The 25,222-nt window shown below is 67.5% G+C and carries 25 protein-coding genes; 17 read left to right on the plus strand and 8 right to left on the minus strand.

Going from position 1 to position 25,222, the window contains the following annotated elements:
- Positions 1-142: 142 nt before the first annotated feature.
- From ABSY19_RS26700 to ABSY19_RS26725, 6 genes are all read left to right on the plus strand, one after another.
- Complete coding sequence (locus ABSY19_RS26700) at positions 143-688, plus strand: hypothetical protein (protein WP_382157347.1); 546 nt, start codon at positions 143-145, stop codon at positions 686-688.
- A gap of 80 nt (positions 689-768) precedes the next feature.
- The gene (locus ABSY19_RS26705) at positions 769-978 is read left to right on the plus strand and encodes a hypothetical protein (RefSeq protein ID WP_382157349.1); all 210 of its coding nucleotides are present in this window, start codon (positions 769-771) and stop codon (positions 976-978) included.
- A gap of 92 nt (positions 979-1,070) precedes the next feature.
- Positions 1,071-1,895, plus strand: coding sequence for an HprK-related kinase A (locus ABSY19_RS26710; protein WP_382157351.1), 825 nt, complete (start codon positions 1,071-1,073; stop codon positions 1,893-1,895).
- On the plus strand, positions 1,892-2,998 hold the full coding sequence (locus ABSY19_RS26715; protein WP_382157353.1) for a nucleotidyltransferase family protein: 1,107 nt from the start codon (positions 1,892-1,894) through the stop codon (positions 2,996-2,998). The genes ABSY19_RS26710 and ABSY19_RS26715 overlap by 4 nt, the downstream gene beginning before the upstream one ends.
- Before the next feature lie 32 nt (positions 2,999-3,030).
- Positions 3,031-3,756 (plus strand): S1C family serine protease, encoded by a 726-nt coding sequence (locus ABSY19_RS26720; protein ID WP_382157355.1) that lies wholly within the window; start codon positions 3,031-3,033, stop codon positions 3,754-3,756.
- A 9-nt stretch (positions 3,757-3,765) separates the two neighbouring features.
- Positions 3,766-4,884, plus strand: a complete 1,119-nt coding sequence (locus ABSY19_RS26725; RefSeq protein ID WP_382157357.1) for an NAD(P)/FAD-dependent oxidoreductase — start codon at positions 3,766-3,768, stop codon at positions 4,882-4,884.
- Here ABSY19_RS26725 and ABSY19_RS26730 read toward each other — a convergent pair whose 3' ends face one another.
- Complete coding sequence (locus tag ABSY19_RS26730) at positions 4,885-5,970, minus strand: quinone-dependent dihydroorotate dehydrogenase (protein WP_382157359.1); 1,086 nt, start codon at positions 5,968-5,970, stop codon at positions 4,885-4,887.
- 38 nt (positions 5,971-6,008) lie between these two features.
- On the opposite strand from ABSY19_RS26730, the gene rpiA reads away from it, so the two are divergent.
- On the plus strand, positions 6,009-6,680 hold the full coding sequence (rpiA, locus tag ABSY19_RS26735; RefSeq protein ID WP_382157360.1) for a ribose-5-phosphate isomerase RpiA: 672 nt from the start codon (positions 6,009-6,011) through the stop codon (positions 6,678-6,680).
- A 33-nt stretch (positions 6,681-6,713) separates the two neighbouring features.
- Here rpiA and ABSY19_RS26740 read toward each other — a convergent pair whose 3' ends face one another.
- The 3 genes from ABSY19_RS26740 to ABSY19_RS26750 form a co-directional block, all read right to left on the minus strand.
- The gene (locus ABSY19_RS26740) at positions 6,714-7,373 is read right to left on the minus strand and encodes a glutaredoxin family protein (RefSeq protein ID WP_382157362.1); all 660 of its coding nucleotides are present in this window, start codon (positions 7,371-7,373) and stop codon (positions 6,714-6,716) included.
- 31 nt (positions 7,374-7,404) lie between these two features.
- Complete coding sequence (locus ABSY19_RS26745) at positions 7,405-9,486, minus strand: M3 family metallopeptidase (RefSeq protein WP_382157364.1); 2,082 nt, start codon at positions 9,484-9,486, stop codon at positions 7,405-7,407.
- A 76-nt stretch (positions 9,487-9,562) separates the two neighbouring features.
- Entirely contained in the window at positions 9,563-10,039 is a 477-nt protein-coding gene (locus tag ABSY19_RS26750) for a YhbY family RNA-binding protein (RefSeq protein ID WP_291112915.1), read from the minus strand.
- A gap of 44 nt (positions 10,040-10,083) precedes the next feature.
- Between ABSY19_RS26750 and ABSY19_RS26755 the strand changes: the two genes are divergently transcribed.
- The 5 genes from ABSY19_RS26755 to ABSY19_RS26775 all read left to right on the plus strand — a co-directional run bounded on the left by ABSY19_RS26755 (position 10,084) and on the right by ABSY19_RS26775 (position 15,619).
- Positions 10,084-10,755: an RlmE family RNA methyltransferase gene (locus tag ABSY19_RS26755; RefSeq protein ID WP_382157366.1), complete on the plus strand. Its 672-nt coding sequence runs from the start codon at positions 10,084-10,086 to the stop codon at positions 10,753-10,755.
- 144 nt (positions 10,756-10,899) lie between these two features.
- Positions 10,900-12,819: an ATP-dependent zinc metalloprotease FtsH gene (gene ftsH, locus ABSY19_RS26760; protein WP_382157368.1), complete on the plus strand. Its 1,920-nt coding sequence runs from the start codon at positions 10,900-10,902 to the stop codon at positions 12,817-12,819.
- 71 nt (positions 12,820-12,890) lie between these two features.
- Entirely contained in the window at positions 12,891-13,721 is an 831-nt protein-coding gene (gene folP / locus ABSY19_RS26765) for a dihydropteroate synthase (protein WP_382157370.1), read from the plus strand.
- A gap of 66 nt (positions 13,722-13,787) precedes the next feature.
- A complete protein-coding gene (glmM, locus tag ABSY19_RS26770) occupies positions 13,788-15,131 on the plus strand; it encodes a phosphoglucosamine mutase (protein ID WP_382157372.1) in 1,344 nt (447 codons plus the stop codon).
- Positions 15,128-15,619: a GNAT family N-acetyltransferase gene (locus tag ABSY19_RS26775; protein ID WP_382157374.1), complete on the plus strand. Its 492-nt coding sequence runs from the start codon at positions 15,128-15,130 to the stop codon at positions 15,617-15,619. The genes glmM and ABSY19_RS26775 overlap by 4 nt, the downstream gene beginning before the upstream one ends.
- Positions 15,620-15,623: 4 nt before the next feature.
- Here ABSY19_RS26775 and ABSY19_RS26780 read toward each other — a convergent pair whose 3' ends face one another.
- Both ABSY19_RS26780 and ABSY19_RS26785 read right to left on the minus strand, forming a co-directional pair.
- Positions 15,624-16,826: an exo-beta-N-acetylmuramidase NamZ domain-containing protein gene (locus tag ABSY19_RS26780; RefSeq protein ID WP_382157376.1), complete on the minus strand. Its 1,203-nt coding sequence runs from the start codon at positions 16,824-16,826 to the stop codon at positions 15,624-15,626.
- An 11-nt stretch (positions 16,827-16,837) separates the two neighbouring features.
- Positions 16,838-17,410 carry a DOMON-like domain-containing protein gene (locus tag ABSY19_RS26785; protein WP_382157378.1) on the minus strand — a complete coding sequence of 191 codons (573 nt, stop codon included), beginning with the start codon at positions 17,408-17,410 and terminating at the stop codon, positions 16,838-16,840.
- A gap of 161 nt (positions 17,411-17,571) precedes the next feature.
- Here ABSY19_RS26785 and ABSY19_RS26790 point away from each other — a divergent pair, with 161 nt between their 5' ends.
- The 5 genes from ABSY19_RS26790 (at position 17,572) to ABSY19_RS26810 (ending at position 23,116) form a co-directional block, all read left to right on the plus strand.
- Entirely contained in the window at positions 17,572-18,414 is an 843-nt protein-coding gene (locus tag ABSY19_RS26790; RefSeq protein ID WP_382157380.1) for a GNAT family N-acetyltransferase, read from the plus strand.
- Positions 18,414-19,328, plus strand: coding sequence for a UDP-2,3-diacylglucosamine diphosphatase (locus tag ABSY19_RS26795; protein ID WP_382157382.1), 915 nt, complete (start codon positions 18,414-18,416; stop codon positions 19,326-19,328). The genes ABSY19_RS26790 and ABSY19_RS26795 overlap by 1 nt, the downstream gene beginning before the upstream one ends.
- A 30-nt stretch (positions 19,329-19,358) precedes the next feature.
- The gene (locus tag ABSY19_RS26800; RefSeq protein WP_382157384.1) at positions 19,359-20,459 is read left to right on the plus strand and encodes a glycosyltransferase family 4 protein; all 1,101 of its coding nucleotides are present in this window, start codon (positions 19,359-19,361) and stop codon (positions 20,457-20,459) included.
- A 76-nt stretch (positions 20,460-20,535) separates the two neighbouring features.
- Positions 20,536-22,614, plus strand: coding sequence for a polyphosphate kinase 1 (ppk1, locus tag ABSY19_RS26805; protein WP_382157387.1), 2,079 nt, complete (start codon positions 20,536-20,538; stop codon positions 22,612-22,614).
- 19 nt (positions 22,615-22,633) lie between these two features.
- Entirely contained in the window at positions 22,634-23,116 is a 483-nt protein-coding gene (locus ABSY19_RS26810) for a SixA phosphatase family protein (RefSeq protein WP_382157389.1), read from the plus strand.
- Here the strand turns inward: ABSY19_RS26810 and ABSY19_RS26815 are convergent, their stop codons facing one another.
- Positions 23,117-23,572 carry a hypothetical protein gene (locus ABSY19_RS26815; RefSeq protein WP_382157391.1) on the minus strand — a complete coding sequence of 152 codons (456 nt, stop codon included), beginning with the start codon at positions 23,570-23,572 and terminating at the stop codon, positions 23,117-23,119.
- A 99-nt stretch (positions 23,573-23,671) separates the two neighbouring features.
- Complete coding sequence (gene ppx, locus ABSY19_RS26820) at positions 23,672-25,156, minus strand: exopolyphosphatase (RefSeq protein WP_382157393.1); 1,485 nt, start codon at positions 25,154-25,156, stop codon at positions 23,672-23,674.
- Positions 25,157-25,222 lie beyond the last annotated feature (66 nt).

The following is a 25,222-nucleotide window of genomic DNA, read 5'->3' on the forward strand; positions in this document are numbered from 1 at the left end:
CTTTTTGTTGCGCGTGGTCTATACTTACGCTACCAAAGGCTCAAGCACCCATTGGGCTTCCATCCGCACCTGGGCCTGTCTTGCAAGAGAGGTAAACAAGATGATCGATTCTTCCACTCCGTCTCAGCAACCCGCTTCTGGCGTGTCGCGTCGCCGTCTGGTGCGCGCAGGCCTGTCGGCTGCTCCTGTGATGGCCGCCTTGAAGAGCAACAGCGTGCTGGCTGGTGACCATACCTGCATCCGCCCGTCGTCGTTCTCGTCGCTGGCCGCTGCGCACATGAAGGTCAGCCAGGGGCGCGCGATCAAGACCGACTACGAATGCAAGTCGCATGGCTACTGGAAGAACAGCGAAGCGGGCCTGGCCACGAAGTTCAAGGAAACGAAGTTCCTGTCCACGACCACGGGCTTCACGCGCGATCCCGGCAACGTCTACGGCAAGATGACGATCCAGGAAGTGCTCGACCAGGGCGGCAACCGCAACAACGCGGCATTGGCGCGCCATGTGGCGGCCGCTTTCCTGACGGCCACCGCATTCAACAACGACTCGACGCGCGTGCTCTTGACCAAGAGCCAGTGCCGCGCGATCTGGAATGGTCAAGGTGTGTGGTCGCCCTTTGCGGGGACGACCTGGACGCTGTCGCAGACGATGGCCTACTTTGACATGATCTACGGTCCAGCCTTCCTGTGACCCTGGCTCAGGCTCAGGTCAACTTCGGTTGTGCCCGGGCCGATCATTTCGCGATTCAGCATTGGCCGGATGGTGTGGTCGTGTACGACGACTCCAGCGGCAGTCTTCACGCGCTGACGCCCATCGCTGGCGAGGCGTTTGGCCTGATCCAGGCCGGACAGGCCCGCGATGCCCAAAGCCTCGCCCAAGCCATGGGCCTTGTCGAGCCCGCGGCCGAGGAACTGGACATGCTGCAGTCCTTGCTTGTGCAATTCGAGTCCATGGGTCTGGTCGAGTGCACGCAGGGGTAAGGTCCACGCAGGCGCTGGCCGCACTCCCTCCAGCGGAACTGGCGCACCGCCTGCGTTCCGACGGTCTCTTTCTGCGCGTCCACCCCTTTGTCATGCACATCCGCAGCCCCATTCCGGTGGTAGCGCAGGGTTTGCAGGCGCTCTATCCCGACCATGAGGTGTTGACGGGGGAAGACGTTTTTGCTGACTTCCACGTGAAGGTGAAGCCCAAGCGCCACCTGCTCAAGACGGTCTGTGTGTTCGAGATGGACGGCTTCCAGCCGTTCACGCCCCTGGCGTACGGCGAGGCGTTCGCGTTTCTGGAGTGGGGCATGAACTGGTGCGTGACCAGCTATTGCCACACCTGGATCACGATCCATTCGGCGGTGCTGGAGCGGGGCGGGCGGGTGCTCGTCCTGCCAGCGCCACCGGGCTCGGGCAAGAGCACGCTGTGCGCGGCCCTCATGCTGAGTGGCTGGCGTCTGTTGTCCGACGAAATGGCCTTGCTCGATCCGGTGTCGGGCCTGGTGACCCCGTCGCCGCGCCCGGTGAGCCTGAAGAACGAGTCGATCGAGGTCATCCGGAAACGGGCGCCCAATGCGAACTTCGGCCCCGTGGCCCGGGACACGATGAAGGGCACGGTGGCCCACATGCGCATTTCGCCGGACAGCCTCGCGCGCGCAGATCAGCCGGCCCGGCCGGCCTGGGTCGTCTTTCCCCAGTTCAAGCGAGAGGCTCCGCTGACCGTGGAAGCGCGTCCCAAGCCCAGCGCGCTGGTGGAGCTCGCGTCCAACAGTTTCAACCACCACGTGCATGGGCGTGCTGGCTTTCAAGCTTTGGCGGCGCTGGTGGACGAGTGCGGCTGCCATGACTTGCAATACGGCCACCTCGACGAGGCCATTGCCTGGTTCGAGGCCCTTGCCGCCACACCCGCATGACGCTGCCCCGCATCGATACCCTCGTGGCGGCCCTGAAACGGCCGGACAGCCTGGGCGCCTTGGGACCAGGCGCCTGGGATCTGCTCATTCGTCAGGCCCGTCAGGCCGACGTGCTCGCCCGCATCGGCAGCGGTGCCCAGGCCACGGGCGATTGGGATGGTTTGCCGGCGGCGCCCCGACGGCATCTTGGCTCGGCCATGGCGCTGGCGGCCCGACAGCACACCGAGCTGCGCTACGAGGTGGTCGAGATTGCGCGCGCGCTGGAGCCCATGGGTTTGCCGGCGGTGCTGCTCAAGGGCGCGGCCTACACCATGGCCGGGCTGGATGCCTCGCGGGGCCGCATGGTGTCGGACGTGGACATCCTGGTGCCCAGGCAGCGCCTGGCGGAGGTGGAGTCGGCGCTGATGATGGGTGGCTGGGTGTCCATGAACCGAGACGCCTACGACCAGCGCTACTACCGCACCTGGATGCACGAGCTGCCACCGCTCAAGCACATGAAGCGTGGCACGGTGCTCGATGTGCACCACGCCATCATGCCGCTGACGGCTCGGCTCAAGCCCGACTCCGATCTGCTCTTGGCCAGTGCCCGGCCGGTGGCTGACGATCCGCGCATCCAGGTGCTGTGCCCGGCCGACATGGTGCTGCACAGCGCGGCGCACCTGTTCCACGAGGGCGATCTGGAGCTGGGTCTTCGGGGGCTGGTCGATCTGGAGGCATTGCTGCGTGAGTTCACCGCGAATCCGGACTTCTGGCCCGAATTGCTTGCGCGGGCTCGCGCCTTGCAACTGGAATGGCCGCTGCACCAGGCCTTGCGCTATGTCGGCCTGCTGCTCGATGCGCCCATCCCCCCGGCGGTGACCGAGGTGCTGCGCGCCAGCCCCGCTGTGCGCATGGCGCCCTGGCGCCAGCGCATGATGGATGCGCTCTTCCTGCGCGCCTTGCGCCCCGCCCATCCGTCCGCATCGGATGCGTGGACGCCCACCGCCCGGTTCGTCCTGTACCTGCGCGGTCATTGGCTGCGCATGCCGCCGGTCATGCTGGTGTGGCATCTGTTGCGCAAGCTGGTCAAATCGATGCGGGCCGAGCCTGCGGACGCGAAATGAAACGACGCCTTTTCCATGCTTTGGGCCTCGGGATGATCGCTCTCCTGGGCGGGGCCGGCGCTTGGGCGGGGTTGGCCGACACGGTGGTGCGCGTGAAGCCGTCAGTGGTGCTGGTCGGCACGTTCAGGACCACGGACAACCCGCGGTTTCAACTGCGGGGCGCGGGCTTTCTGGTCGCGCGCGGTGATCTGGTGGTGACCAATGCCCATGTGCTGCCGTCGGAGGCCGACGAGGCGTCGCTGGTGGTCCAGGTGCGCGTGGGGCAAGGCGATTGGCAGATGCGCACGGCCACGGTGCTGGAGACCGATGTGGCGCGCGATCTGACGCTGCTGCGCGTGTCGGGCGCGCCCGGGCCCGCGCTTAAGATCGGCGATTCCCGGCGCGTGAGAGAGGGCGATGACCTGGCCTTCATGGGTTTTCCGATTGGAGGCTCATTGGGGTTCTCGCACGTCACGCACCGCGCGACCGTGTCCACCATCACCTCGGCGGCGTTGCCCAGCCCATCGGCGGAGCGCTTGCGGGAGCAGGCCATCCGCAGCCTGCGCAATGGCACTTTCGACATCTTCCAGCTCGACGCCACGGCCTACCCGGGCAACAGCGGCGGGCCCTTGTTCGATCCGGACACGGGCGAGGTGATGGGGGTGATGAACATGGTGCTCATCAAGAACACGCGCGAGTCGGCGCTGAGCCAGCCCTCCGGCATCTCGTATGCCATTCCCGCGCGTTATGTGCAGGAACTGGTGGATCGCCACCGCTGAGGCCTTCCCATGAGCGCTGCGATCGAACAGGTCGATGCCCTGGTGGTGGGCGCCGGTGTGGTGGGGCTCGCCGTGGCGCGTGCCCTGGCGCTGGCGGGGCGCGAGGTGATGGTGCTCGAGAGCGAAGCCGACATCGGCACGGGCACGAGTTCGCGCAACAGCGAGGTCATTCACGCCGGCATCTACTACCCGGCGGGCTCGCTCAAGGCGCAACTCTGCGTTCAGGGCAAGCAGGCCCTGTACGCCTATTGCGCGGAGCGGGGCATTGCCCACCAGCGTTGCGGAAAGCTGATCGTGGCCAACACGGCTTCGCAGCTGGCGGCGTTGCCATCGATCATCGAGAAGGCCCGCGCGAACGGGGTGCACGACCTGCGGCTGCTCAACCGCGAGCAGGCGCGTGAACTCGAACCAGAACTGGAGTGCCTGGGCGCGGTGCATTCACCTTCCACGGGCATCGTGGACAGCCATGGCCTCATGCTCTCGCTGCAAGGCGATCTGGAGCACGCGGGCGGCATGGTGGTGTGCCACGCGCAGGTGGATCACCTCGCGGCAACCGATGCCGGCATCGATGTGCAGACCGTCGACGGCACGCGCCTGCGGGCGCGCACGGTGATCAATGCCGCCGGTCTCGGCGCCTGCGATCTGGCCTTGCGCATCCGCGGACTGGCGGCCGACCACGTGCCCAGGGCCTGGTTCGCCAAGGGCAACTACTTCACCTTGTCGGGCCGATCCCCTTTTGAGCATCTGATCTACCCCGCGCCCGAGCCGGACAAGCACCTGGCCGGTCTGGGCGTGCACCTCACGCTGGACCTGGGTGGGCAGGCCAAGTTCGGGCCGGACGTGCAATGGGTCGATCGGGCCGACGACCTGCAGGTGGACCCGGCCCGGGGTGAGGCGTTCTATGCGGAGGTCCGCCGCTACTGGCCCGGCCTGCCCGATGGTGCCTTGCAGCCGGGCTATGCGGGCATGCGGCCCAAGATCAGCGGTCCGCATGAGCCGGCGGCCGACTTCGTGATCCAGGGGCCGGCGGTGCATGGGGTGCCGGGGCTGGTCAACCTGTTCGGCATCGAGTCCCCGGGCCTGACCAGCTGCCTGGCCATCGCGGACCAGGTGGTTGCGTTGGCCTGATCAGCTGTCGGCCAGGGCCTGGATCGCCCGCGCCGATTCCCAGACCAGGGAAGGGCCCTGGTAGATCAGGCCGGTGTAGATCTGCACGATGTTGGCACCCGACTGGATCTTGCTCACCGCATCGTCCGCGCTCATCACGCCGCCCACGCCCACGATGGGAAAGGTCTTGCCCAGGCAGGCGCGCAGCTGGCGGATCACGCGGTTGCTGGCCTGCAGCACGGGGGCGCCCGACAGGCCCCCGGTTTCCTGGGCGTGCGGCAGGCCCGCGACCGCTTCGCGGCTCAATGTGGTGTTGGTCGCGATCACGCCGAAGGCGCTGGTGGCCACGCCATCGCTGTCGGCGCCGTAGCGCATCAGCGTGGTGGCGATGATCTCGACCTGCGTTTCGTCCAGGTCCGGCGCGATCTTCACGAACACCGGGATGCGGCGGCCATGGCGCTGTGCCAGCAGCTCGCGCCGCTCCGCGACGGCGCCGAGCAGGGCGTCCAGGGCCTCATCGCTCTGCAGGCTGCGCAGGTTCTGCGTATTGGGGCTGGAGATGTTGACGGTGACGTAGTCGGCGTGGGGGTAGACCCCGTCGAGGCAGACCAGGTAGTCGTCGATCGCGCGCTCGATCGGCGTGCTGGCGTTCTTGCCGATGTTCAGGCCCAGCAGCATGGGGCTCACGCCCTTCTGTTGGCGAAAGCGCGCCTGTTTCACGTTGGCGATGAACGCGTCCAAGCCTTCGTTGTTGAAACCCAGGCGGTTGATCAGCGCCTGGGCCTTGGGCAGGCGGAACATGCGGGGCTTGGGGTTGCCGGCCTGGGCCTTGGGCGTGACGGTGCCGACCTCCACGAACCCGAAACCCATGGCGGCCAGGCCGTCGATGCAGCGCGCGTTCTTGTCCAGCCCGGCGGCCAGTCCCACGCGGTTGGGGAACTGCAGGCCCGCCAGCGTGTACGGGTCGTGCACCCGAGGTTCGCCATACAGGCAGGTCAGCGGCGAATGCTGCAGCCGGGCGATGGAGCCCAGGGTGAGTTCGTGGGCGGCTTCGGGGTCCAGACCGAACAGAAAGGGGCGTGCGACAGCGTAGGGAAGAAGCGACATTGGATAATCCGACTTGTTGTTCCAACCGATTGTCTCAAATGACCCAAGACGAACTCAAAGCCCTGGTGGGCCAGGCCGCCCTGCAATACGTGACCCCGGGCGACATCGTGGGGGTCGGCACTGGCTCGACCGTCAACAAGTTCATCGACGCGCTGGCCGGCATGAAGGACCAGATCCCGGGCGCCGTGTCGAGCTCGGAGGCGTCCACCGCGCGCCTGAAGGCGCTGGGCATCCCGGTCTTCGAGGCCAATACCGTGGGCGAACTCTCGGTCTACATCGACGGCGCGGACGAGATCGACGGCCAGGGCCACATGGTCAAAGGCGGCGGCGCGGCGCTCACGCGGGAGAAGATCGTGGCCGCGCAATCGCGCCGCTTCGTCTGCATCGCCGACGACTCCAAGCTGGTGAAGGTGCTGGGCCGCTTCCCCTTGCCGGTGGAGGTGATTCCCATGGCGACGGCCCGGGTGGTGCGCCAGTTCGCGCAGATGGGCGGCACCGCCCAGGTGCGGATGAAGGATGGCGCTCCCCTGGTCACCGACAACGGCCAGCACATCCTGGATGTGACCGGTCTGCAGATCACCGACCCGCTGGCGTTCGAGAGCCAGGTCAACCAATGGCCTGGCGTGGTGACGGTGGGGGTGTTCGCCCACCAGAAGGCTGGCGTGTGCCTGCTGGGCACGCCGGATGGCGTGAAGACGCTGACGTTCTGAGAGAGTGGGCCGCCGCCGAAGGCGGCCCGGTGATCAGAAACGGATGCCGGCGGGGTTCTGCGGGGGCGGCGTCACGGGCACTTCGGCCGGTGTCGAGGGCGCTGCGGGTTGCTCGCGCGCGGCAGAAGACGCACCTGCCGCTTCAGCAGGCCGCGCCGTTGCCACCAGAGGCGTGGCGGCCGGGCGGCGGTAGCTGGAGGGCAGGGCGGATTGCTTGGGGTAACCGGCGGCGTCCAGGAACTGCGACCACTCGGTGTCCGAATAGCCCTTGATCTGCTGGCTGCCGATGGTCAGGAAGGGCAGAGAGGCCTCGCCGCTGAGGCGCTTGAGCGCTTCAGCATCCTGTGGCGTCTCGACCGTCTTCTCGCTGTAGGGAATGCCACGCGCATTGAGCAGGTTGCGCCCGCTGTTGCACGGTGCGCAGTCGCGACCGGTGTAGAGCGTGACCGGGTAGCGGCTGCTGGTCTGGCGCAGTTCAAAGGGCAATTGGGCGCTTGCGCCGGCGGAGGTGCCCGCCGCCGTGCCGCCCACGGGCCGTGCCGGGGGGGTCGCCGGCGGTGGTTGGTCGGAGTAGGTGACCTTGCCGTCCGGCCCCACGATCCGGTAGACGCCTTGCGCGAGCACGGGGGCGGCGACCAGGCCGGCCAACACGGCCAGGGCAAGCAGTCGGGGCGCGGGGCAATGGGCGTTCATGGCGGTTCCTATCGGCAGGCCACGGGACAAATCAAGCCATGCCCTGGTGGCGCAGCAGGGCGTCGATGCTCGGCTCGCGGCCCCGGAAGGCCTTGAACGACTCCATGGCCGGGCGGCTGCCACCGGCTTCCAGGATCGCCTGACGATAGCGGCGCCCCGTGGCGACGTCCAGCGTGCTGTGGCCATTTTGCAGCGCCGCTTCCTCGAAGGCGGCGTAGGCGTCGGCCGACAGCACTTCGGCCCATTTGTAGCTGTAGTAGCCCGCGGAATAACCGCCGGCGAAGATGTGGCTGAAGGTGTGCGGCGTGCGGCTGTAGGCCGGCGGTTGCAGCACGGCCACTTCGTCGCGCACCTGTTGCTGCAGCGCCAGAATGGCCGCACCACTGGCGGCGGGCTCGGGCAGGCTGTGCAGCAGCATGTCGAACAGCGAGAACTCCACCTGGCGCAGCGTCTGCAGGCCGCTCTGGTAGTTCTTGGCGGCCAACATCTTGTCGAACAGCGCGCGCGGCAGCGGCTCGCCGGTGTCCACGTGGGCCGTCATGTGCTTGAGCACATCCCACTCCCAACAGAAGTTCTCCATGAACTGGCTGGGCAGCTCGACCGCGTCCCACTCCACGCCGCTGATGCCGGAGACATCGCGCTCGTTCACTTTCGTGAGCATGTGGTGCAGGCCGTGGCCGAACTCGTGGAACAGGGTGATGACGTCGTCGTGCGTGAGCAGCGCGGGCTTGCCGTTCACCCCCTCGGCGAAGTTGCAGACCAGGTGCGCCACCGGCGTTTGCAGCACGCCCGTGTCGGGTCGCAGCCAGCGCGCGCGCACATCGTCCATCCAGGCGCCGCCCCGCTTGCCGGTGCGGGCGGCCGGGTCCAGGTAGAACTGCCCGACCAGCTCGGTGCCCTGAGGCCCCGAGCGCTCGATGCGGTAGAACGCCACGCCCGGGTTCCACACGGGCGCCTGGTCGGGGCGGATCGCGACCTCGAACAGGGTCTCGACGATCTGGAACAGACCGGCCAGCACCTTGGGGGCGGTGAAATAGGGTTTGACTTCCTGCTCGCTGAAGGCGTAGCGCGCCTCCTTGAGCTTCTCGCCGATGTAGGGCCAGTCCCAGGCCTGGGGATCGTTCAGGCCCAGTTCGGTGGCCGCGAATTCGCGCAGGTCGGCCAGGTCTTTCTCGGCGTGGGGCCGGGCCTTGGCGGCCAGGTCGCGCAGGAAGGCGATCACCTGCTCGGGCGACTCGGCCATCTTGGGCACCAGCGACACGTCGGCGTAATGGCGGTAGCCCAGCAGGCGGGCCTCTTCGTGGCGCAGGGCGAGCAGCTCGCCCATGATCGCGGTGTTGTCGAACTTCGCGGCCTCGCCAGCGGCCTGATCGCTGGCGCGGGTGGCGTAGGCGCGGTAGAGCTTCTCGCGCAGGGGGCTGCTGTGGGCGAACTGCATCACCGGCAGGTAGCAGGGCATCTTCAGCGTGAGCTTGTGGCCGGTCTTGCCTTCGGCCTGGGCCGCCGCGGCGGTGGCCTGGAGCACGTCGTCGGGCACGCCGGCCATCTCGTCGGCCGTGGCGATCAGCGAAAAGGCGTCGGTGGCGTCCAATGCGTTTTCGCTGAACTTCTGGGCCAGTTCGGCCTGGCGTTCCTGCAGCCAGGCAAAGCGGGCCTTGGCCTCACCTTCCAGGGCCGCGCCACCCAGCACGAAGCCGCGCATGGCGTTGTGGTGGGCCTGGGCCTGTTCGGCATTGAGCGTGGCGGGGTCCATGGCCTTGTACTTGGCGTACAGGCGCTCGTCGGCACCCAGCCGCGTCCAGAACTCGGTGACTTTGGGCAGCGCCTCGTTGTAAGCCGCGCGCAGCTCAGGGGTGTCGGCCACGCTGTTGAGGTGGCTCACCGCGCCCCAGGCGCGTGACAGGCGCTCCGCGGGCACGTCCAGCGTGAGGGAAATCCGGGCCCAATCGTTGGGAAAACCGGGTGCCGTGACCTCTTCCAGCGCGGTGCTCGCCGCCTGCAGCAGCAGGTCCATCGCGGGACCCACCGCCGCTGGCGTGATCGCATCGAAGCGGGGCAGGTCGCTGAAGTCGAGCAGGGGATTGAGGGTGGCTGGGGCGGTTCGGTCGTTCATGCGTTGTCAGATGTGGCGGTATGAGGGAAGTTCAAGGCGCGGCCCTGCACGAACGGGGAGCCAGAGGCTATCGCGGCTATTGGGATTGCGCGCTCTTCTTCACGCTCTTTTTCATGACCTTGGCGCGCTTGACCTGGCCACCGGGCGTGAGGCGCTGGTTGCCCAGCACGCGCACCACCTTGACCTCGGGGCGCTGGCCGCCGCGCTTGCTGAATTTCAGCACCTTGACGTCGCGCGGGCCCGGCTTGCGGTCCTCGTCGACGACCTTTTCCTTCTCCGGCATGGGGCGCCAGAGCACCAGCAGCTTGCCGATGTGCTGGATTGGCGCAGCGTCCAGCTCGTCGGCCAGGGTCTGGAGCATGGCTTCGCGGGCGGTGCGGTCGTCGTTGAGCACCCGGATCTTGATCAGGCCGTGGGCCTTGAGCGCGGCGTCGGCTTCTTTCTTCACCGAGGCGCTCAGACCGTCACCCCCGATGTGGACGACGGGATCGAGGTGGTGGGCCTCGGCTCGGTGGACTTTGCGCTGGGCGGGGGTGAGTGTGATCTGGGGCATGGGACAATTATCGTTTACACAGACCCCAGGCGTCCCTCATGGGCATGAAAGTCAAAACACAGAGCAAGAAGGTCAACAAGGCCTGGCTCAACCAGCACGTCAACGACCCGTACGTGCGCCTGGCGCAGAAGGACGGCTACCGTGCGCGGGCGGCCTACAAGCTGCAGGAAATCGATGACACGCTGGGGCTGGTGCGGCCCGGACAGGCGGTTGTCGATCTGGGTTCCACGCCCGGGGCCTGGAGCCAGTACCTGCGCCGCCGGCTCAGCCCGAACGGGGCGGCCGTGGGCGAATTGCACGGCACCATCGTCGCGCTGGACATGCTGCCCATGGAGGCGGTGGAAGGTGTGCACTTCATCCAGGGCGATTTCCGCGAGGCGGCGGTGCTGGCTGAGCTGGAGCAGGCCCTGGTGGACCGGGGCGTGCAGCAGGTCGATCTGGTGGTGTCGGACATGGCGCCCAACCTCTCGGGCATCGGCATGACCGACGCCGCCCGGATCTCCGATCTGGTTGAACTCGCGGTGGATTTTGCCGTTCATCACCTCAAGCCCGACGGTGCGCTGGTGGTCAAACTGTTCCATGGCGGGGCCTATGACCCCATGGTGGCGCTGTTTCGCGAGACCTTTCGCACAGTCAAGGCGGTCAAACCCAAGGCCTCCCGGGACAAATCCTCGGAAACCTTCCTGGTGGGACTGGGTCTGAAAAAGGTCGGTTGAGGGGCTTGACGCCCTGGCGCCATTGAAAAATGCCAACCCTTTGATTGACATTGCCACGTCATGCCCCAGGGGCATGGGGGCTTGAAAGTCCTAGAATGGGAAACATATGAGCTTGTCAGTCACTATCGTCTCCAGGAGCTGCACTTGAACAACCAGTGGTTTTCGAAAATCGCCGTGTGGATGGTCATCGCCATGGTGCTTTTCACCGTCTTCAAGCAGTTCGACACGCGCTCCGCGGCGGGTTCGGGTTACATGGGGTATTCCGAATTCCTCGACGAGGTCAAAGCCCAGCGCATCAAGAGCGCCACCATCCAGGAAGGCCAGGGCGGCACCGAGATCGTGGCCATCACGCAGGACGACCGTCGCGTGCGCACCACCGCCACCTACCTCGACCGCGGCCTGGTGGGCGACCTGATCAACAACAACGTCAAGTTCGACGTGCGCCCGCGCGAAGAGAGTTCGCTGCTCATGACCCTGCTGGTCAGCTGGGGACCGATGCTGCTGCTGATCGGCGTCTGGATCTACTTCATGCGACAGATGCAGGGCGGCGGCAAGGGCGGGGCGTTCAGCTTCGGCAAGAGCAAAGCCCGCATGCTCGACGAGAACAACAACACCGTGACCTTCGCCGACGTGGCGGGTTGCGACGAGGCCAAGGAAGAAGTCAAGGAAGTCGTGGACTTCCTGAAAGACCCGGCCAAGTTCCAGAAGCTGGGTGGGCGCATTCCGCGCGGTTTGCTGCTGGTCGGCCCGCCGGGCACCGGCAAGACGCTGCTGGCCAAGGGCATTGCCGGTGAAGCCAAGGTGCCGTTCTTCAGCATCTCGGGTTCCGACTTCGTGGAAATGTTCGTCGGCGTGGGCGCGGCCCGCGTGCGCGACATGTTCGAGAACGCCAAGAAGAACGCGCCCTGCATCATCTTCATCGACGAAATCGACGCCGTGGGCCGCCAGCGTGGCGCGGGCCTGGGCGGTGGCAACGACGAGCGCGAACAGACCCTCAACCAGATGCTGGTGGAGATGGACGGTTTCGAAACCAACCTGGGCGTGATCGTGGTCGCCGCGACCAACCGCCCGGACATTCTGGACGCCGCCTTGCTGCGCCCGGGCCGCTTCGACCGCCAGGTCTATGTGACGCTGCCCGACATCCGCGGCCGCGAGCAGATCCTGAACGTGCACATGCGCAAGGTGCCGCTGGGCACCGACGTGAACGCCAGCGTGATCGCGCGCGGCACGCCGGGCATGAGCGGTGCCGATCTGGCCAACCTCTGCAACGAAGCCGCCCTGATGGCCGCGCGCCGCAACGCACGCGTGGTGGAGATGCAGGACTTCGAGAAGGCCAAGGACAAGATCTTCATGGGCCCCGAGCGCAAGAGCATGGTCATGCCCGAGGAAGAGCGCCGCAACACGGCTTACCATGAGTCGGGCCACGCGCTGATCGGCAAGCTGCTGCCCAAGTGCGACCCGGTGCACAAGGTCACCATCATCCCGCGCGGCCGCGCGCTGGGCGTGACCATGAGCCTGCCCGCGCAGGACCGCTACAGCTACGACAAGGACTACATGCTGAACCAGATCAGCATGCTGTTCGGTGGCCGCATCGCCGAAGAAGTGTTCATGAACCAGATGACCACCGGCGCCTCGAACGACTTCGAGCGCGCGACCACCATCGCCCGCGACATGGTGATGCGCTACGGCATGACCGACGCGCTGGGCCCGATGGTCTACGCCGAGAACGAAGGTGAAGTGTTCCTGGGCCGTTCGGTGACCAAGACCACCAACATGAGCGAGTCCACCATGCAGAAGGTGGACGCCGAGGTGCGCCGCATCATCGACGCCCAGTACAAGCTGGCGCGCGACCTGATCGAGCAGCACAGCGACAAGATGCACGCCATGGCCACCGCGCTGCTGGAATGGGAAACCATCGACGCCGACCAGATCGACGACATCATGGCCGGCAAGCCGCCGCGCCCGCCGAAGGACTGGACGCCGCGCAACCCCTCGGTGGGTGGCGGTGGGGGCAGCGGAGGCACCCCGGCGGTGACCACCGACCCCACACCCTCGGCCGCCTGAGCGGCGCGGATTCTTCATGTACATACGGGGCTTCGGCCCCGTTGTTGTTTCTACCGTTCTTTTGTTTTTCCATGCGCTGGCAAACCACCCGTTTCGATATCGACCTCACGAGCCCGCGCGTCATGGGCATCGTCAACGTCACGCCCGATTCGTTTTCCGATGGCGGGCTGCATGCCGGCACAGCCGCCGCGCTGCGGCATTGCGAGCAGTTGCTGAAGGAGGGCGCCCACATCCTGGACATCGGCGGTGAATCGACGCGCCCGGGCAGCCCGGCGGTGCCGCTGGAGGAGGAGCTGGCGCGCGTGCTGCCCGTGGTCCGGGAGGCGGTGCGCCTGGACGTGCCGATCTCGGTGGACACCTACAAGCCCGAGGTGATGCGGGCGGTGCTCGACGCGGGGGCTGACATCGTCAACGACATCTGGGCCCTGCGGCGCGGTGACGCGCTGCAGGCGGTGGCGGCGCACCCGCGCTGCGGCGTGTGCCTGATGCACATGCACCGCGATCCCCAGACCATGCAGGTGACCCCCATGGACGGCGACGTGTTGCCCGACGTGCTCGCCTTCCTGGCCGAACGAGCCGGCGTGCTGATGGCGAACGGCGTGGCGCGCGAGCGCATCGTGCTCGACCCCGGCATCGGTTTTGGCAAGACCGTGGCCCAGAACCTGAGCCTGCTGGCGCGTCAGGCGGAGTTGCTGCCCCTGGGCTATGCGCTGTTGGCCGGCTGGTCGCGCAAGTCCACACTGGGTGCGGTCACCGGCCACGAGCGGCCCGCCGACCGCGCGGCGGCCAGTGTGGCGGCGGCCTTGCTGGCGGTGGAGCGCGGTGCGCGCGTGGTGCGTGTGCACGACGTGCGTGACACGGTGGACGCGCTCAAGGTCTGGCAGGCATTGCAAATCAGCTGACCGTCAGGGCCGCCCGCGATAATGCGGGAACCCGAATCCCACAACAAGAGAGAGGACAGGAGCAACATGGCCCGCAAATACTTTGGCACCGACGGCATCCGAGGCACCGTCGGGCAGGCCCCCATCACCCCCGATTTCGTGTTGCGCCTGGCGCATGCCGTGGGACGCGTGTTGCGGCGCACCGAGGCACACCCCACCGTGCTGATCGGCAAGGACACGCGCATTTCCGGCTACATGCTGGAGTCGGCGCTCGAATCGGGTTTCAACTCGGCGGGGGTGGACGTGGTGCTGCTCGGCCCGGTGCCCACGCCCGCGGTGGCTTACCTCACGCGGGCGCAGCGGGCCAGCTTGGGGGTGGTCATTTCGGCCAGCCACAACCCGTTTGCCGACAACGGCATCAAGTTCTTCAGCGCCCAGGGTGCCAAGCTGCCGGACGACTGGGAGCTGGCGGTCGAGGCCGCGCTGGAAGAGCCGCCCGTGTGGGTGGAGTCGGCCTTGCTGGGCAAGGCGCGCCGGCTGGACGACGCGGCCGGCCGCTACATCGAATTCTGCAAGAGCACCTGCGCCTACCACCTCACGCTCAAGGGCCTGAAGATCGTGGTGGATGGCGCCAATGGGGCGGCTTACCAGATCGCGCCCGCCGTGTTCCACGAGCTGGGTGCCGAGGTCATCAAGATCGGTTGTTCGCCCGATGGCTTGAACATCAACCACCACGTGGGTGCCACCCACCCGCAGGCCTTGCTGGAGGCCGTGAAGGCCCACGGCGCCGACTACGGCATCGCGCTCGATGGCGATGCCGACCGCATTCAGATGGTCGATGCCCAGGGCCGCCTCTACAACGGCGACGAACTGCTGTACCTGATCGTGGCGGACCGCATCGCGCGCGACGAAGACGTGCCGGGCGTGGTGGGCACGCTCATGACCAACATGGCGGTGGAGGTCGCGCTCAAGTCGCGCGGCGTGAAGTTCGTGCGCGCCAAGGTGGGTGACCGGTACGTGCTGGAAGAACTCGAGCGCCATGGCTGGATCCTGGGCGGCGAAGGTTCCGGCCACCTGCTGGTGCTGGACCGCCACACCACCGGCGACGGCCTGGTGTCGGCCCTGCAGGTGCTGCACGCCTGCGTCGACAGCGGCAAGACCATGGCCCAGTTGCTGGCCGACGTGACGCTGTTCCCGCAGACCCTGATCAACGTGCGGCTCAAGCCCGGTCAGGACTGGAAGACCAACACCTTCCTGGACGAAGAGACCCGCGCGGTGGAGGCCGAACTGGCCGACAGCGGCCGCGTGCTGATCCGCGCCAGTGGCACCGAGCCCCTGCTGCGCGTGATGGTGGAAGCGCGTGACGCCAAGCAGGCCCAGGCCTGCGCCGAGCGTCTGGCCGCTGCGGTGCAGGCACAGGTGCCGGCGTGACCACGGCCGGCATCACCACGCTGCGCGCCGACTACGCCAACCCCGCGCACGCGGCGGCGCTGGTCCTGCTGCTCGATGCCTACGCCAGCGACCCCGCGGGTGGGGGGCAGGGGTTGTCGGCCTTTGCCAAAGCGAACCTGGTGGCCAGCCTGGCGGCGCGGCCGCAGGCCTACAGCGTGCTGGCCTTTGACGGCGGGCAAGCGGTGGGTTTGGTGAATTGCATCGAAGGCTTTTCGACCTTCGCCTGCAAGCCGCTGGTGAACGTGCACGACGTGGCCGTGCTGGCGAGCCACCGGGGCCGCGGCATTGCCGAGCAGATGCTGGCCCAGGCCGAACTCATCGCGCGCGAGCGCGGCGCGGTGAAACTCACGCTGGAGGTGCTGTCCGGCAACCAGCCCGCCATGCGCCTCTACGAGCGCATCGGTTTTGCCGGTTACCAGCTCGACCCGGCCATGGGCAGCGCCCAGTTCCTGCAGAAGTGGCTCTGAACGCTCAGTAAAGCAGGTGGGGCCGGCGCGCCTCGGCCCAGGCGGCTTCGTCGGCCGCCGCCGCGGCGTCCAGCACATCGGGCGCTGCAGACACATCGTCCACCCACTCGCGCAACAGCGGCCCGCCGTTGATGAGGTCGATCGCCAGCCGGTCGTGCTCGTACTCGTAGGCGAAATCCCGCCACAGCGGGTAGTCCGGCGCCTGCAGCCGCAAGGCCCGGAACGCCAGCGCCTGCAGGCGCCAGGGCTTGAAGGCCGCGTGGTCGTAGTGCGTCGGGTCCTCCACATGGATCTGCACGCCCGCGCACATCTGGCCCACGTGCTTGTGGAAGGTGGGCTCGAAGAAACACTCGCGCAAGACGCAGCCCCTGATCCACTGCGGAGCCAGGCCCTGCATGTCGGCGATCAGGCGGCGGGTGTCGATGCCGGGCGCACCGAAGAGCTCCAGGGGCCGGGTGGTGCCCCGGCCCTCGCTGAGCGTGGTGCCTTCGAGCATCACGGTGCCGGCGTAGGCGCGCGCCATCGACAGGTTGGCCGCGTTCGGGCTGGGGTTGACCCAGGTGCGGCCTTCGGGCCAGCCGAACCCCGGTGCCGCCTCGGGCTGCCAGCCGGCCATGGTGATCACGCGGTACTCCAGCTGCAGGCCGAGCGTGGCGATGAACCAGTGGCCCAGTTCGCCCATGGTCATGCCATGGCGCATGGGCAGGGGACCGGCGCCCACGAAGCTTTCCCAGCCTTCGCGCAGCGTGAGGCCTTCGATGGGGCGGCCCGCCGGGTTGGGGCGGTCGAGCACCCACACCGCCTTGCCGTGCCGCGCGGCGGCCTCCAGCACATAGCGCAGCGTGGTGATGAAGGTGTAGATGCGGCAGCCGAGGTCCTGCAGGTCGACCAGCAGCACGTCGAAGCTGTCCATCATGGCGTCGGTCGGCCGCCGCACCGTGCCGTAGAGGCTGAACACCGGGATGCCCAGCCGGGGGTCGTTGAAGTCGGGCGACTCGACCATGTTGTCCTGCTTGTCGCCGCGCAGGCCGTGTTGCGGGCCGAAGGCGGCGCTGAGCCGGACGTCGGGCAGGGCGGCCAGGGCGTCCAGCGAATGCGTCAGGTCGCGCGTGACCGAGGCCGGGTGCGCGAGCAGGGCCACGCGCCGGTCTTTCAAGGGGGCGCGCAGGGCAGGGTCTTGCAGGAAACGTTCGATGCCGAATTGCATGGGGTCTTGGTTCAGGGCAGGGGTGCGGCCAGCCGCAGGGCGCGGCCGTCGGGGTGGTGGAAGTCGGGGCGTTCGTTCGGGTGGTGCAGCGCCCAGTAGCTCAGTTGGCCATTGCGTTCTTCGATCACGGCGCACAGGCCCAGGCACAGCGCGGAAGGGCTGCGGGGCAGGACGGCGGCCGGCAGGCGCGCGGTGAGCGTGAGGGCGCGCGGCGTGGTGTGGGCCAGCGGGGGGCGCAGCAACGCGCGGTCGTGGGCTTCGGCCGCTTCATCGCGCTGGCGTTCGGATGAAAACCGGTAGGCGGCCCACTCGCTCGACGGCGAGAAATTGAACTCGCGGTAGGCGGCCTCGCCGTCGGCGGCCACGAAGGCCTCCAGGCAGGTGTGCCGCCACAGGCCGTCGGTGGGCACGGGCGCGGCCGGTGCCGGGATGCGCAAGGCCGTGGTGTCCCCCCGCAGCGCGTAGCGCAGCCGCAAGCCATCGGCGTGGACGCGGACCTCCACCGACACCGCCAGCACCACACCGCAGGGCGTGGCGGGGTGGCAGCGCAACTGCGCACGGAGGGGGGCGGGGTTGGGGTTCACAGCTCCGTATTCTGGCAGGCCCCCTGGGGGTGGGCCGTTGTCACCAAAACTTCATGCGATTGCCATGCGGGAGACACCCGTGGTTCGCACACTGCCTGTTCATGACCACAGCTTCACTCAACTCCGCGCCCCTGGTGGGCGCACTGACCCAGGAGCCCGCCATGAAAGAACTGCCCACCCCCACGCTGGACCTTTCGCCGGTCTCGTTGCCACGGGGGTCACTTCATCCCCGCCCGCTTTTCTCGCCAGCGCCGCAGCCCGTCAGCGGTGGCATCGCCGTCTCCTGGGCGCGGCATCTGGACGAGGTTCGTGAAGCGCAAAGGCTGAGGTTCGACGTGTTCGCCACCGAGATGGGCGCGCGCCTGCCGCAGCAGGTGCCCGGCCACGACGTGGACCTGTTCGACGATTTCTGCGAACACCTGCTGGTGCGCGATGCCACCACCCAGCGCGTGATCGGCACCTACCGCGTGCTGACCCCGGCCCAGGCCAAGCGCGTGGGCAGCACCTACAGCGACACCGAATTCGACCTCACCCGCCTGCGCGCCGTGCGCGAGCGCATGGTCGAACTGGGCCGCAGCTGCGTGCACCCCGATCACCGCCACGGTGGCGTGATCATGGCGCTGTGGGGCGCGCTGGCCGAGTTCATGGTGCGCAACCAGCTCGACACCATGATCGGCTGCGCCAGCATCCCGATGCAGCACGAAGGCCCGCACGGCATGGTGGGCGGGGGCCATGCGGCGGCCAGCATCTGGCGGCAGGTGAAGGCGACGCACCTGGCGCCCATCGACTGCCACGTGCGGCCCCGCCTGCCACTGCCGATCGAGCAGCTCGACGACACACTCGACGTGGAGCCGCCCGCGCTGATCAAGGGCTACCTGCGCCTGGGCGCCAAGGTGCTGGGCCCTCCGGCCTGGGACCCGGACTTCAACGCGGCCGATCTGCCCATGCTGATGCGCATCTCGGACCTGCCGGCGCGCTACCGCAAGCATTTCCTGGGGGCCTGATGCGAGCCGCGCTCGACGTTCTGGGCGGTTGGGCGGTGAAGTCCGGCCTGCCGCAGGCGGGCGGCGTCTGGGCCGCCGGTGGCGGCAGCGACGACGACGCGCAGGAACCTTCCGAACGTGCCCGCTACCGGGCCGTTTTCATTTCCGACCTGCACCTGGGCACCGCGGGTTGCCAGGCGCGGCCGCTGCTCGATTTCCTCAAGCACCACCCCAGCCACACCCTGTACTTGGTGGGCGACATCATCGACGGCTGGCAACTGCGCCGCAAATGGTATTGGCCGCAGGCGCACAACGACGTGGTGCAGAAGCTGCTGCGGCGCTCGCGCAAGGGCTGCCGCGTGGTATTCGTGCCGGGCAACCACGACGAATTCGCGCGCCAGTTCGACGGCCACAACTTCGGCGGCATCGAGGTCGCGAACGAGGCGGTGCACACCACGGCCGACGGCCAACGCCTGTGGGTGGTGCACGGCGACCACTTCGACGGCGTGATCCAGTGCGCCAAGTGGCTGGCCTACCTGGGCGACAACGCCTATGAGCTCACGCTGCGCCTGAACCGCCACCTCAATTCGCTGCGCGCGCGCCTGGGCCTGCCCTACTGGTCGCTTTCGCAGTACCTCAAGCACAAGGTCAAGAGCGCGCTGAACTACGTGACCGATTTCGAGCGCGCGGTGGCGGCCGAAGCCCGCTCGCGCGGCTACCAGGGCGTCGTCTGCGGCCACATCCACCGGGCGGAAATGCGGCACATCGACGGCACGCTGTACTGCAACGACGGCGACTGGGTGGAGAGCCTGACCGCGCTGGTGGAGCATCTGGATGGCCGCCTCGAGCTGGTGCACTGGAGCGAGCAGGCCACAACGCCGCTGTCCCACGAGGAGCGGTCGCCAGAACCGCAGACCGAGGGCCAACCGTCCTGAGTCGGCTTTCGCCAGGGGGAGACGCATCGCATGAAAATCCTGATCGTGACCGACGCCTGGCAACCCCAGGTCAACGGCGTGGTGACCACGCTCGTGGAACTGGCGCGGCAGCTGCAGGCCAGCGACCACGAGGTGGTGGTGATCCATCCGGGCCAGTTCCGCACGAGGCCTTGCCCTGGTTATGCAGGCATCGACGTCGCGCTGTTTCCCGGCCGCCGCATGCGCGAATTGATCAACGCGGCCGAACCGGACGCGATCCACATCGCCACCGAGGGTCCGCTGGGCTGGGCCGCGCGGCGCCACTGCCTGCGGCGCAAACTGGCGTTCACCACCGCCTTCCACACCAAATTTCCCGAGATCCTGCACGCGGCCCTGGGCGTCCCCGTGTCGTGGGGGTACGCGCTGTGTCGCCGCTTCCACCGCCCCAGCAGTGGCGTGATGGTGCCCACGCAGGGCGTGCTCGACATGCTCAAGGCGCGGGGTTTTGGCCAATTGCGCGCCTGGACGCACGGCGTGGACACGCGCCTTTTTTCGCTGACGGACCCACCCACCAGCTATGCGCCGCTGGGGCCGCTGGCGCACCCCGTCAGCCTGTTCGTGGGCCGCCTCTCCTACGAGAAGAACATCGATGCCTTTCTGCGCATGGACCTGCCTGGCAGCAAGGTGGTGTGCGGTGTGGGGCCGTTGACCTCGGCGTTGCGCCAGCGCTACCCGAATGTGCATTGGCTCGGGGTGCTGCCCCGCCATGAGCTGGCGCAGGTGTACGCGGCGGCGGACGTGTTCGTGTTTCCCAGTCGCAGCGAGACCTTTGGCCTGGTGATGCTCGAGGCCATGGCTTGTGGCGTGCCGGTGGCCGCCTACCCGGTGGACGGCCCCCTGCAGGTGATTGGCAACAGCGGGGCCGGTGCCCTGCGCGACGATCTGCGCGAGGCCTGGAAGGACGCGCTCAAGGTCAAACGCCACGAAGCGCGGGATCGCGCCCTCCAGTTCGGATGGGGGCGGGCGGCGACGCTGTTCGTGTCCCACCTCAGCGTCCTGCCCCGGCCCCGCCGACCGAGGTCCGCGGTTCGCGCCATGAAGGAGGTGGATGGCACGGTACTGTCACACAAACGTCATCCAATCGTTGAATAATCGACACATGGTGCGCCAGGGATCACCGGCCGGGAGCGGCGGGCAGCAGGCGAACCCTTCGATTCCAGCGGCATCCATGAGCGGCAACACCCTGCATCAGAAGCTACCCCTCCTCGATCGCGATCACAGCATCCTCGCCTTCAACGAACGCGTGATGGACTGGGCGCGCCGGGCCGACGTGCCGTTGCTGGAGCGCCTGCGCTACCTGAGCATCGTCTCCAGCAACCTGGACGAGTTCTTCGAAGTCCGTGTGGCGCCCCACCTGACGGCGGCGCGGGCCAACGAACAGCGCGGCCCCTTCACCTCGCTGTCCTACGAACAGCTCTCGGACAAGGTGCATTCGCTGGTCGCCCAGCAATACGCCATCTACAACGACGAGTTGCTGCCGCTGCTGGAGAAGAAGGGCATCAAGCTGATCTCGCACGGCGAGCGCAATCCGCGCCAGCGCCGCTGGGTCAAGGAGTTCTTCATCAAGGAAGTGCAGCCGCTGCTGATGCCGGTGGGGCTGGACCCGGCCCACCCGTTCCCGCAGGTGGCGAACAAGTCGCTCAACTTCATCGTGCGCCTCACGGGCAAGGACGCTTTCGGCCGCGAGAACGAGATCGCCATCGTGAAGGTGCCGCGCATCCTGCCGCGCTTCTTCCGCATGCCACCGGTCAAAGGCTCCAAACAGACGCACTTCGTCTCCATCTCCAGCCTGATCCGTTCGCACCTGAACGACCTCTTTCCTGGACGCCAGGTCACCGAGTTTTCCCAGTTCCGTGTCACCCGCCATTCCGATCTGGCGGTGGACGAGGAAGAGGTGAAGAACCTGCGCACCGCCTTGCGCAAGGGCTTGCAGCAGCGCCACTATGGCCAGGCCCTGCGGCTGGAGGTCTCGGCCGGCTGCTCGATCCACCTCTCCAACTTCCTGCTGGAGCAGTTCGCGCTGACCGAGCGGGCGCTGTACCGCGTGCCCGGCCCGGTCAACCTCGTGCGGCTGAACCAGCTGATCGACCAGGTCGAAGCACCCGCGCTGCGCTTCGAGACCTACAGCGCGGGCTGGCCGGCCCAGCTCACACCCGGGCAGTCGTACTTCGAGCGCCTGCGGCAGGGCGACGTGCTCATCCACCAGCCCTTCGAGAGTTTCGATGCGGTGCTGGGCTTCCTGCGCGAAGCGGTGGAAGACCCCGATGTGCTGGCCATCAAGCAGACCATCTACCGCACGGGCGCCAAGTCGGAGCTGATGAACCTGCTGCGCGAAGCCGTGCGCCGTGGCAAGGAAGTGACGGCGGTGGTGGAGCTCAAGGCGCGCTTCGACGAAGAGGCCAACATCAACTACGCCGAGCGGCTGGAGTCGGTGGGCGCCCAGGTGGTCTATGGCGTGGTGGGCCTCAAGACGCACGCCAAGATGCTGCTGGTCACGCGCCGCGAGGCCACGGGCCTGCGCCGCTACGCCCACCTGTCCACCGGCAACTACAACCCCGGCACGGCGCGCCTCTACACCGACCTGAGCTACCTCACGGCCGATGACGCGCTCACCGCCGACCTGGAGCAGATCTTTCTGCACCTGGCGAGCCAGAACCGCCTGCCCAAGCTCAACAAGGCCCTGATCGCGCCGTTCCATCTTCACAAGGCCATGCTCGACAAGGTGGAGGCCGCAGGTGCCGCCGCCAAGGCCGGGCAGGACGCGCGCATCGTCCTGAAGATGAACGCCCTGACCGACGAGCCGATGGCGCGTGCGTTGGCCGTGGCCTCGCAGCAGGGCGTGAAGATCGACCTGATCGTGCGCGGCGCCTGCATCCTGCCCGCTCAGGTGCCGGGCTTCACCGACAACGTGCACGTGCGCTCGGTGATCGGGCGCCTGCTGGAGCATTCCCGGGTGTTCTACTTCCGCACCGGCGAGGTGGAGGAGCTCTGGCTCTCCAGCGCCGACTGGATGAACCGCAACATGCTGCGGCGCATCGAACTCGCGTGGCCCGTGACCGACAACGCGCTGCGCCATCGCATCATCGACGAGTGCCTGCAGGCCTACCTGCACGACACCAAGGACGCCTGGCTGCTGCGGCCGGACGGCAGCTACGTGCCCGCCGGGGCCAACGGCAACGGCCGGGGCCGCATCACCTTGCATTCGGCGCAGGCCAGCCTGATGGCCCTGTATGGCAGCAAAGGCTGACGACATGGAAAACCGGACCATGGACCTGATTCTGTGGCGGCACGCCGAGGCGCACGACCACCCCGAACCATTGACCGGGCGGCCTGGTGATTCCCAGGATCTGGCGCGGCGGCTGACCCCGCGCGGCGAAAAACAGGCCACCCGCATGGCCGCCTGGCTGGATCGGCAACTGCCCGATGGCGCTCGCATCTGGAGCAGCCCGGCGGTGCGCTGTGAAGAGACGGTGCTGGCGCTGGGCCGCAAGTACAAGCTGCGCGACGACCTCTCACCCGATGGCGACCCGCTGGCCTTGCTGGAGCTGGTGCAATGGCCCTACGGCAAGTCGCCGGTGGTGGTGGTCGGCCATCAGCCCACGCTGGGGCGCGTGGTGGCCCGCCTGCTGGGCCTGACCGAAGAGGACTGTTCGGTGAAGAAGGGCGCCGTGTGGTGGCTTCGCCACCGCGAGCGCGATGACGTGGGCCAGACCGTGGTGGTCACGGTGCAGACGCCCGAGCTGATCTGATCAGACGGCTTTTTTGGCGGGTGCCGCGCGGCGGACCACCGGGCGCTTGACGGCGGCCTTGGGTGCGGGGGCCGACTTTTTTGCGCTTGCTTTTTTGGCCACGGGCTTGGCGGCAGGGGATGCCGCCTTGGCCGCAGGCTGGGTGGCAGCGGGTGCGGCCGGCTTGGCAATCGCCTTGGTCGCGGGCTTGGTGGCCGCCGGCTTGTCGGTCACCGTCGGGCGGCCCGTCTTGAGCGTGGGCACGGCAGCGAGGGCCACTTTGTAGGCCGCGTCGTTCAGGCCTTGCAACACCATCAAACCAGCGCGCAGCAGTTCGCTTTTCTTGACGCTGGAGCCCAGTGCGATCGCACGGGTCTTGAGCTGGTCGATGGCGGCGAACTCGGTCTTGGGGATGGTGAAGCTGTCGCGCACCAGCTTGGGTTTCTTGGGGCTGGTTTTGTTGCTCTGACTGGCCATGAATGCACTCCGGGGATGACAAAAGGGGCCGGAGTATAAACCGTATATACCGTTTTCCGTCTACCTCGAAATAGTGACAACTGTGTGACAGTGTGGGCGCTACCGGATGTCCGCCGTGAACTTCCAGGCCGACTTCTGCCAGGCCACCACTTCTTCCCCCAGCAGCCAAGCCGACTGCGGGTAGCGTTTGGCCCATCCCGGGTTGGTCGAGAGCTTGAAGGCGCGCGGCTTGTAGCTCAGCTTGACCGACTGGTACTCCGGCATCTGGCGCGCGTGGCAGAGCAGCACGGCCAAGCGCAGCGCCATGAGCTGCTTGGCGAACAGCTCGTCCATCAGGGCGTCTTCGAGCTTGCGCAGCTTGCCGCGTTGGCCCATCACCAGCTGGCTCATGCGGTGCAGTTCAGGCAGGGAAAAGCCCGGGGCATCCATGTTGTCCAGGATGTACGCGCCGTGGTGGTGGGAGCGTTCGTGCGAGATGTGCGTGCCGATCTCGTGCAGGCGTGCCGCCCACGCCAGTTTCTGCGAGTAGCGCTCGTTCTGTGCGTCGAGCGCCGCAATCTGAGCGAAGAGGGCGGTGCTGACCTCGCTGACCCGCTGGGCCTGCACATCGTCGGCCGAGAAACGGTGGGCCAGCCAGCGCACGGTGCGCTCGCGCACGTCGCCGCCGTCGGTGTCGCGATCGATCAGGTCGTAGAGCGCGCCATGGCGAAGCGCGCCCTGGGCCGGCACCATCTGCTCGATGCCGAAGAGGTCGAAGATGGCGCGCAGCACACTCACACCCCCGCCGATCACCGGGCGCCGGTCGTCTTTCAGGCCCTCCAGGCGCAACTGGTCGGCGCTGCCGGTCTTGATCATCCGCTCGGTCAGCCAGTCCAGCCCGGCGCGCGTGACCACGCCGGAGGCCCAGCCATTGGCCGCCAGCATGTCGGCAACCGCCCCCACGGTGCCCGAGGAACCGTAGGCGATGGTCCATTCGGGCGGGGGGAATTTGTCCAGCGCCTCGTCGATCACGGCCTTGGCCGCCACTTCAGCGGTCTTGAAGGCCGATGCGGTGAACTGGCCGCGCGGAAAGTAGCGCGTGGACCAGGCCACGCTGCCCAGCCGGTACGACTCCATGGCGCGCGCCGTGTAGCCCTGGCCCAGGATCATCTCGGTCGAGCGCCCGCCGATGTCCACCACCAGGCGCTTTTCGTCCGAGTGGGGCAGGAGGCGGGACACGCCCTGGTAGATCAGGCGGGCTTCTTCATGGCCCGACACCACGTCGATCGAGAACCCCAGGATGGCCTGGGCGTTGCGCAGGAACTCGTCGCGGTTTTTCGCTTCGCGCAGGGTCTGCGTGGCCACGGCCCGGACCTGCTGTTTCTTGAAGCCGTGCAGCCGCTCGGCGAACCGTGCCAGGCACTCCCAGCCGCGCTCCATGGCGGCCTGGCTGAGGTTCTTTTCCTCGTCCAGCCCGGTGCCCTGGCGCACGGTTTCCTTCAGGTATTCGATGCGCTCGATGTGGCCCGAGTGGTAACGGCCGATCTCCAGCCGGAAACTGTTGGAGCCGAGGTCGATGGCGGCGAGGAGGGTTCCGTTTTGCATGCGAGACGACGGCGCGGGGCCGAGGGGTGGCCCCAGGGGCTGGATTGAGCGGGAAAACCCGGATTG

It is taken from the genome of Hydrogenophaga sp. ANAO-22 (genome assembly GCF_042466645.1).
Classification (GTDB): domain Bacteria; phylum Pseudomonadota; class Gammaproteobacteria; order Burkholderiales; family Burkholderiaceae_C; genus Hydrogenophaga.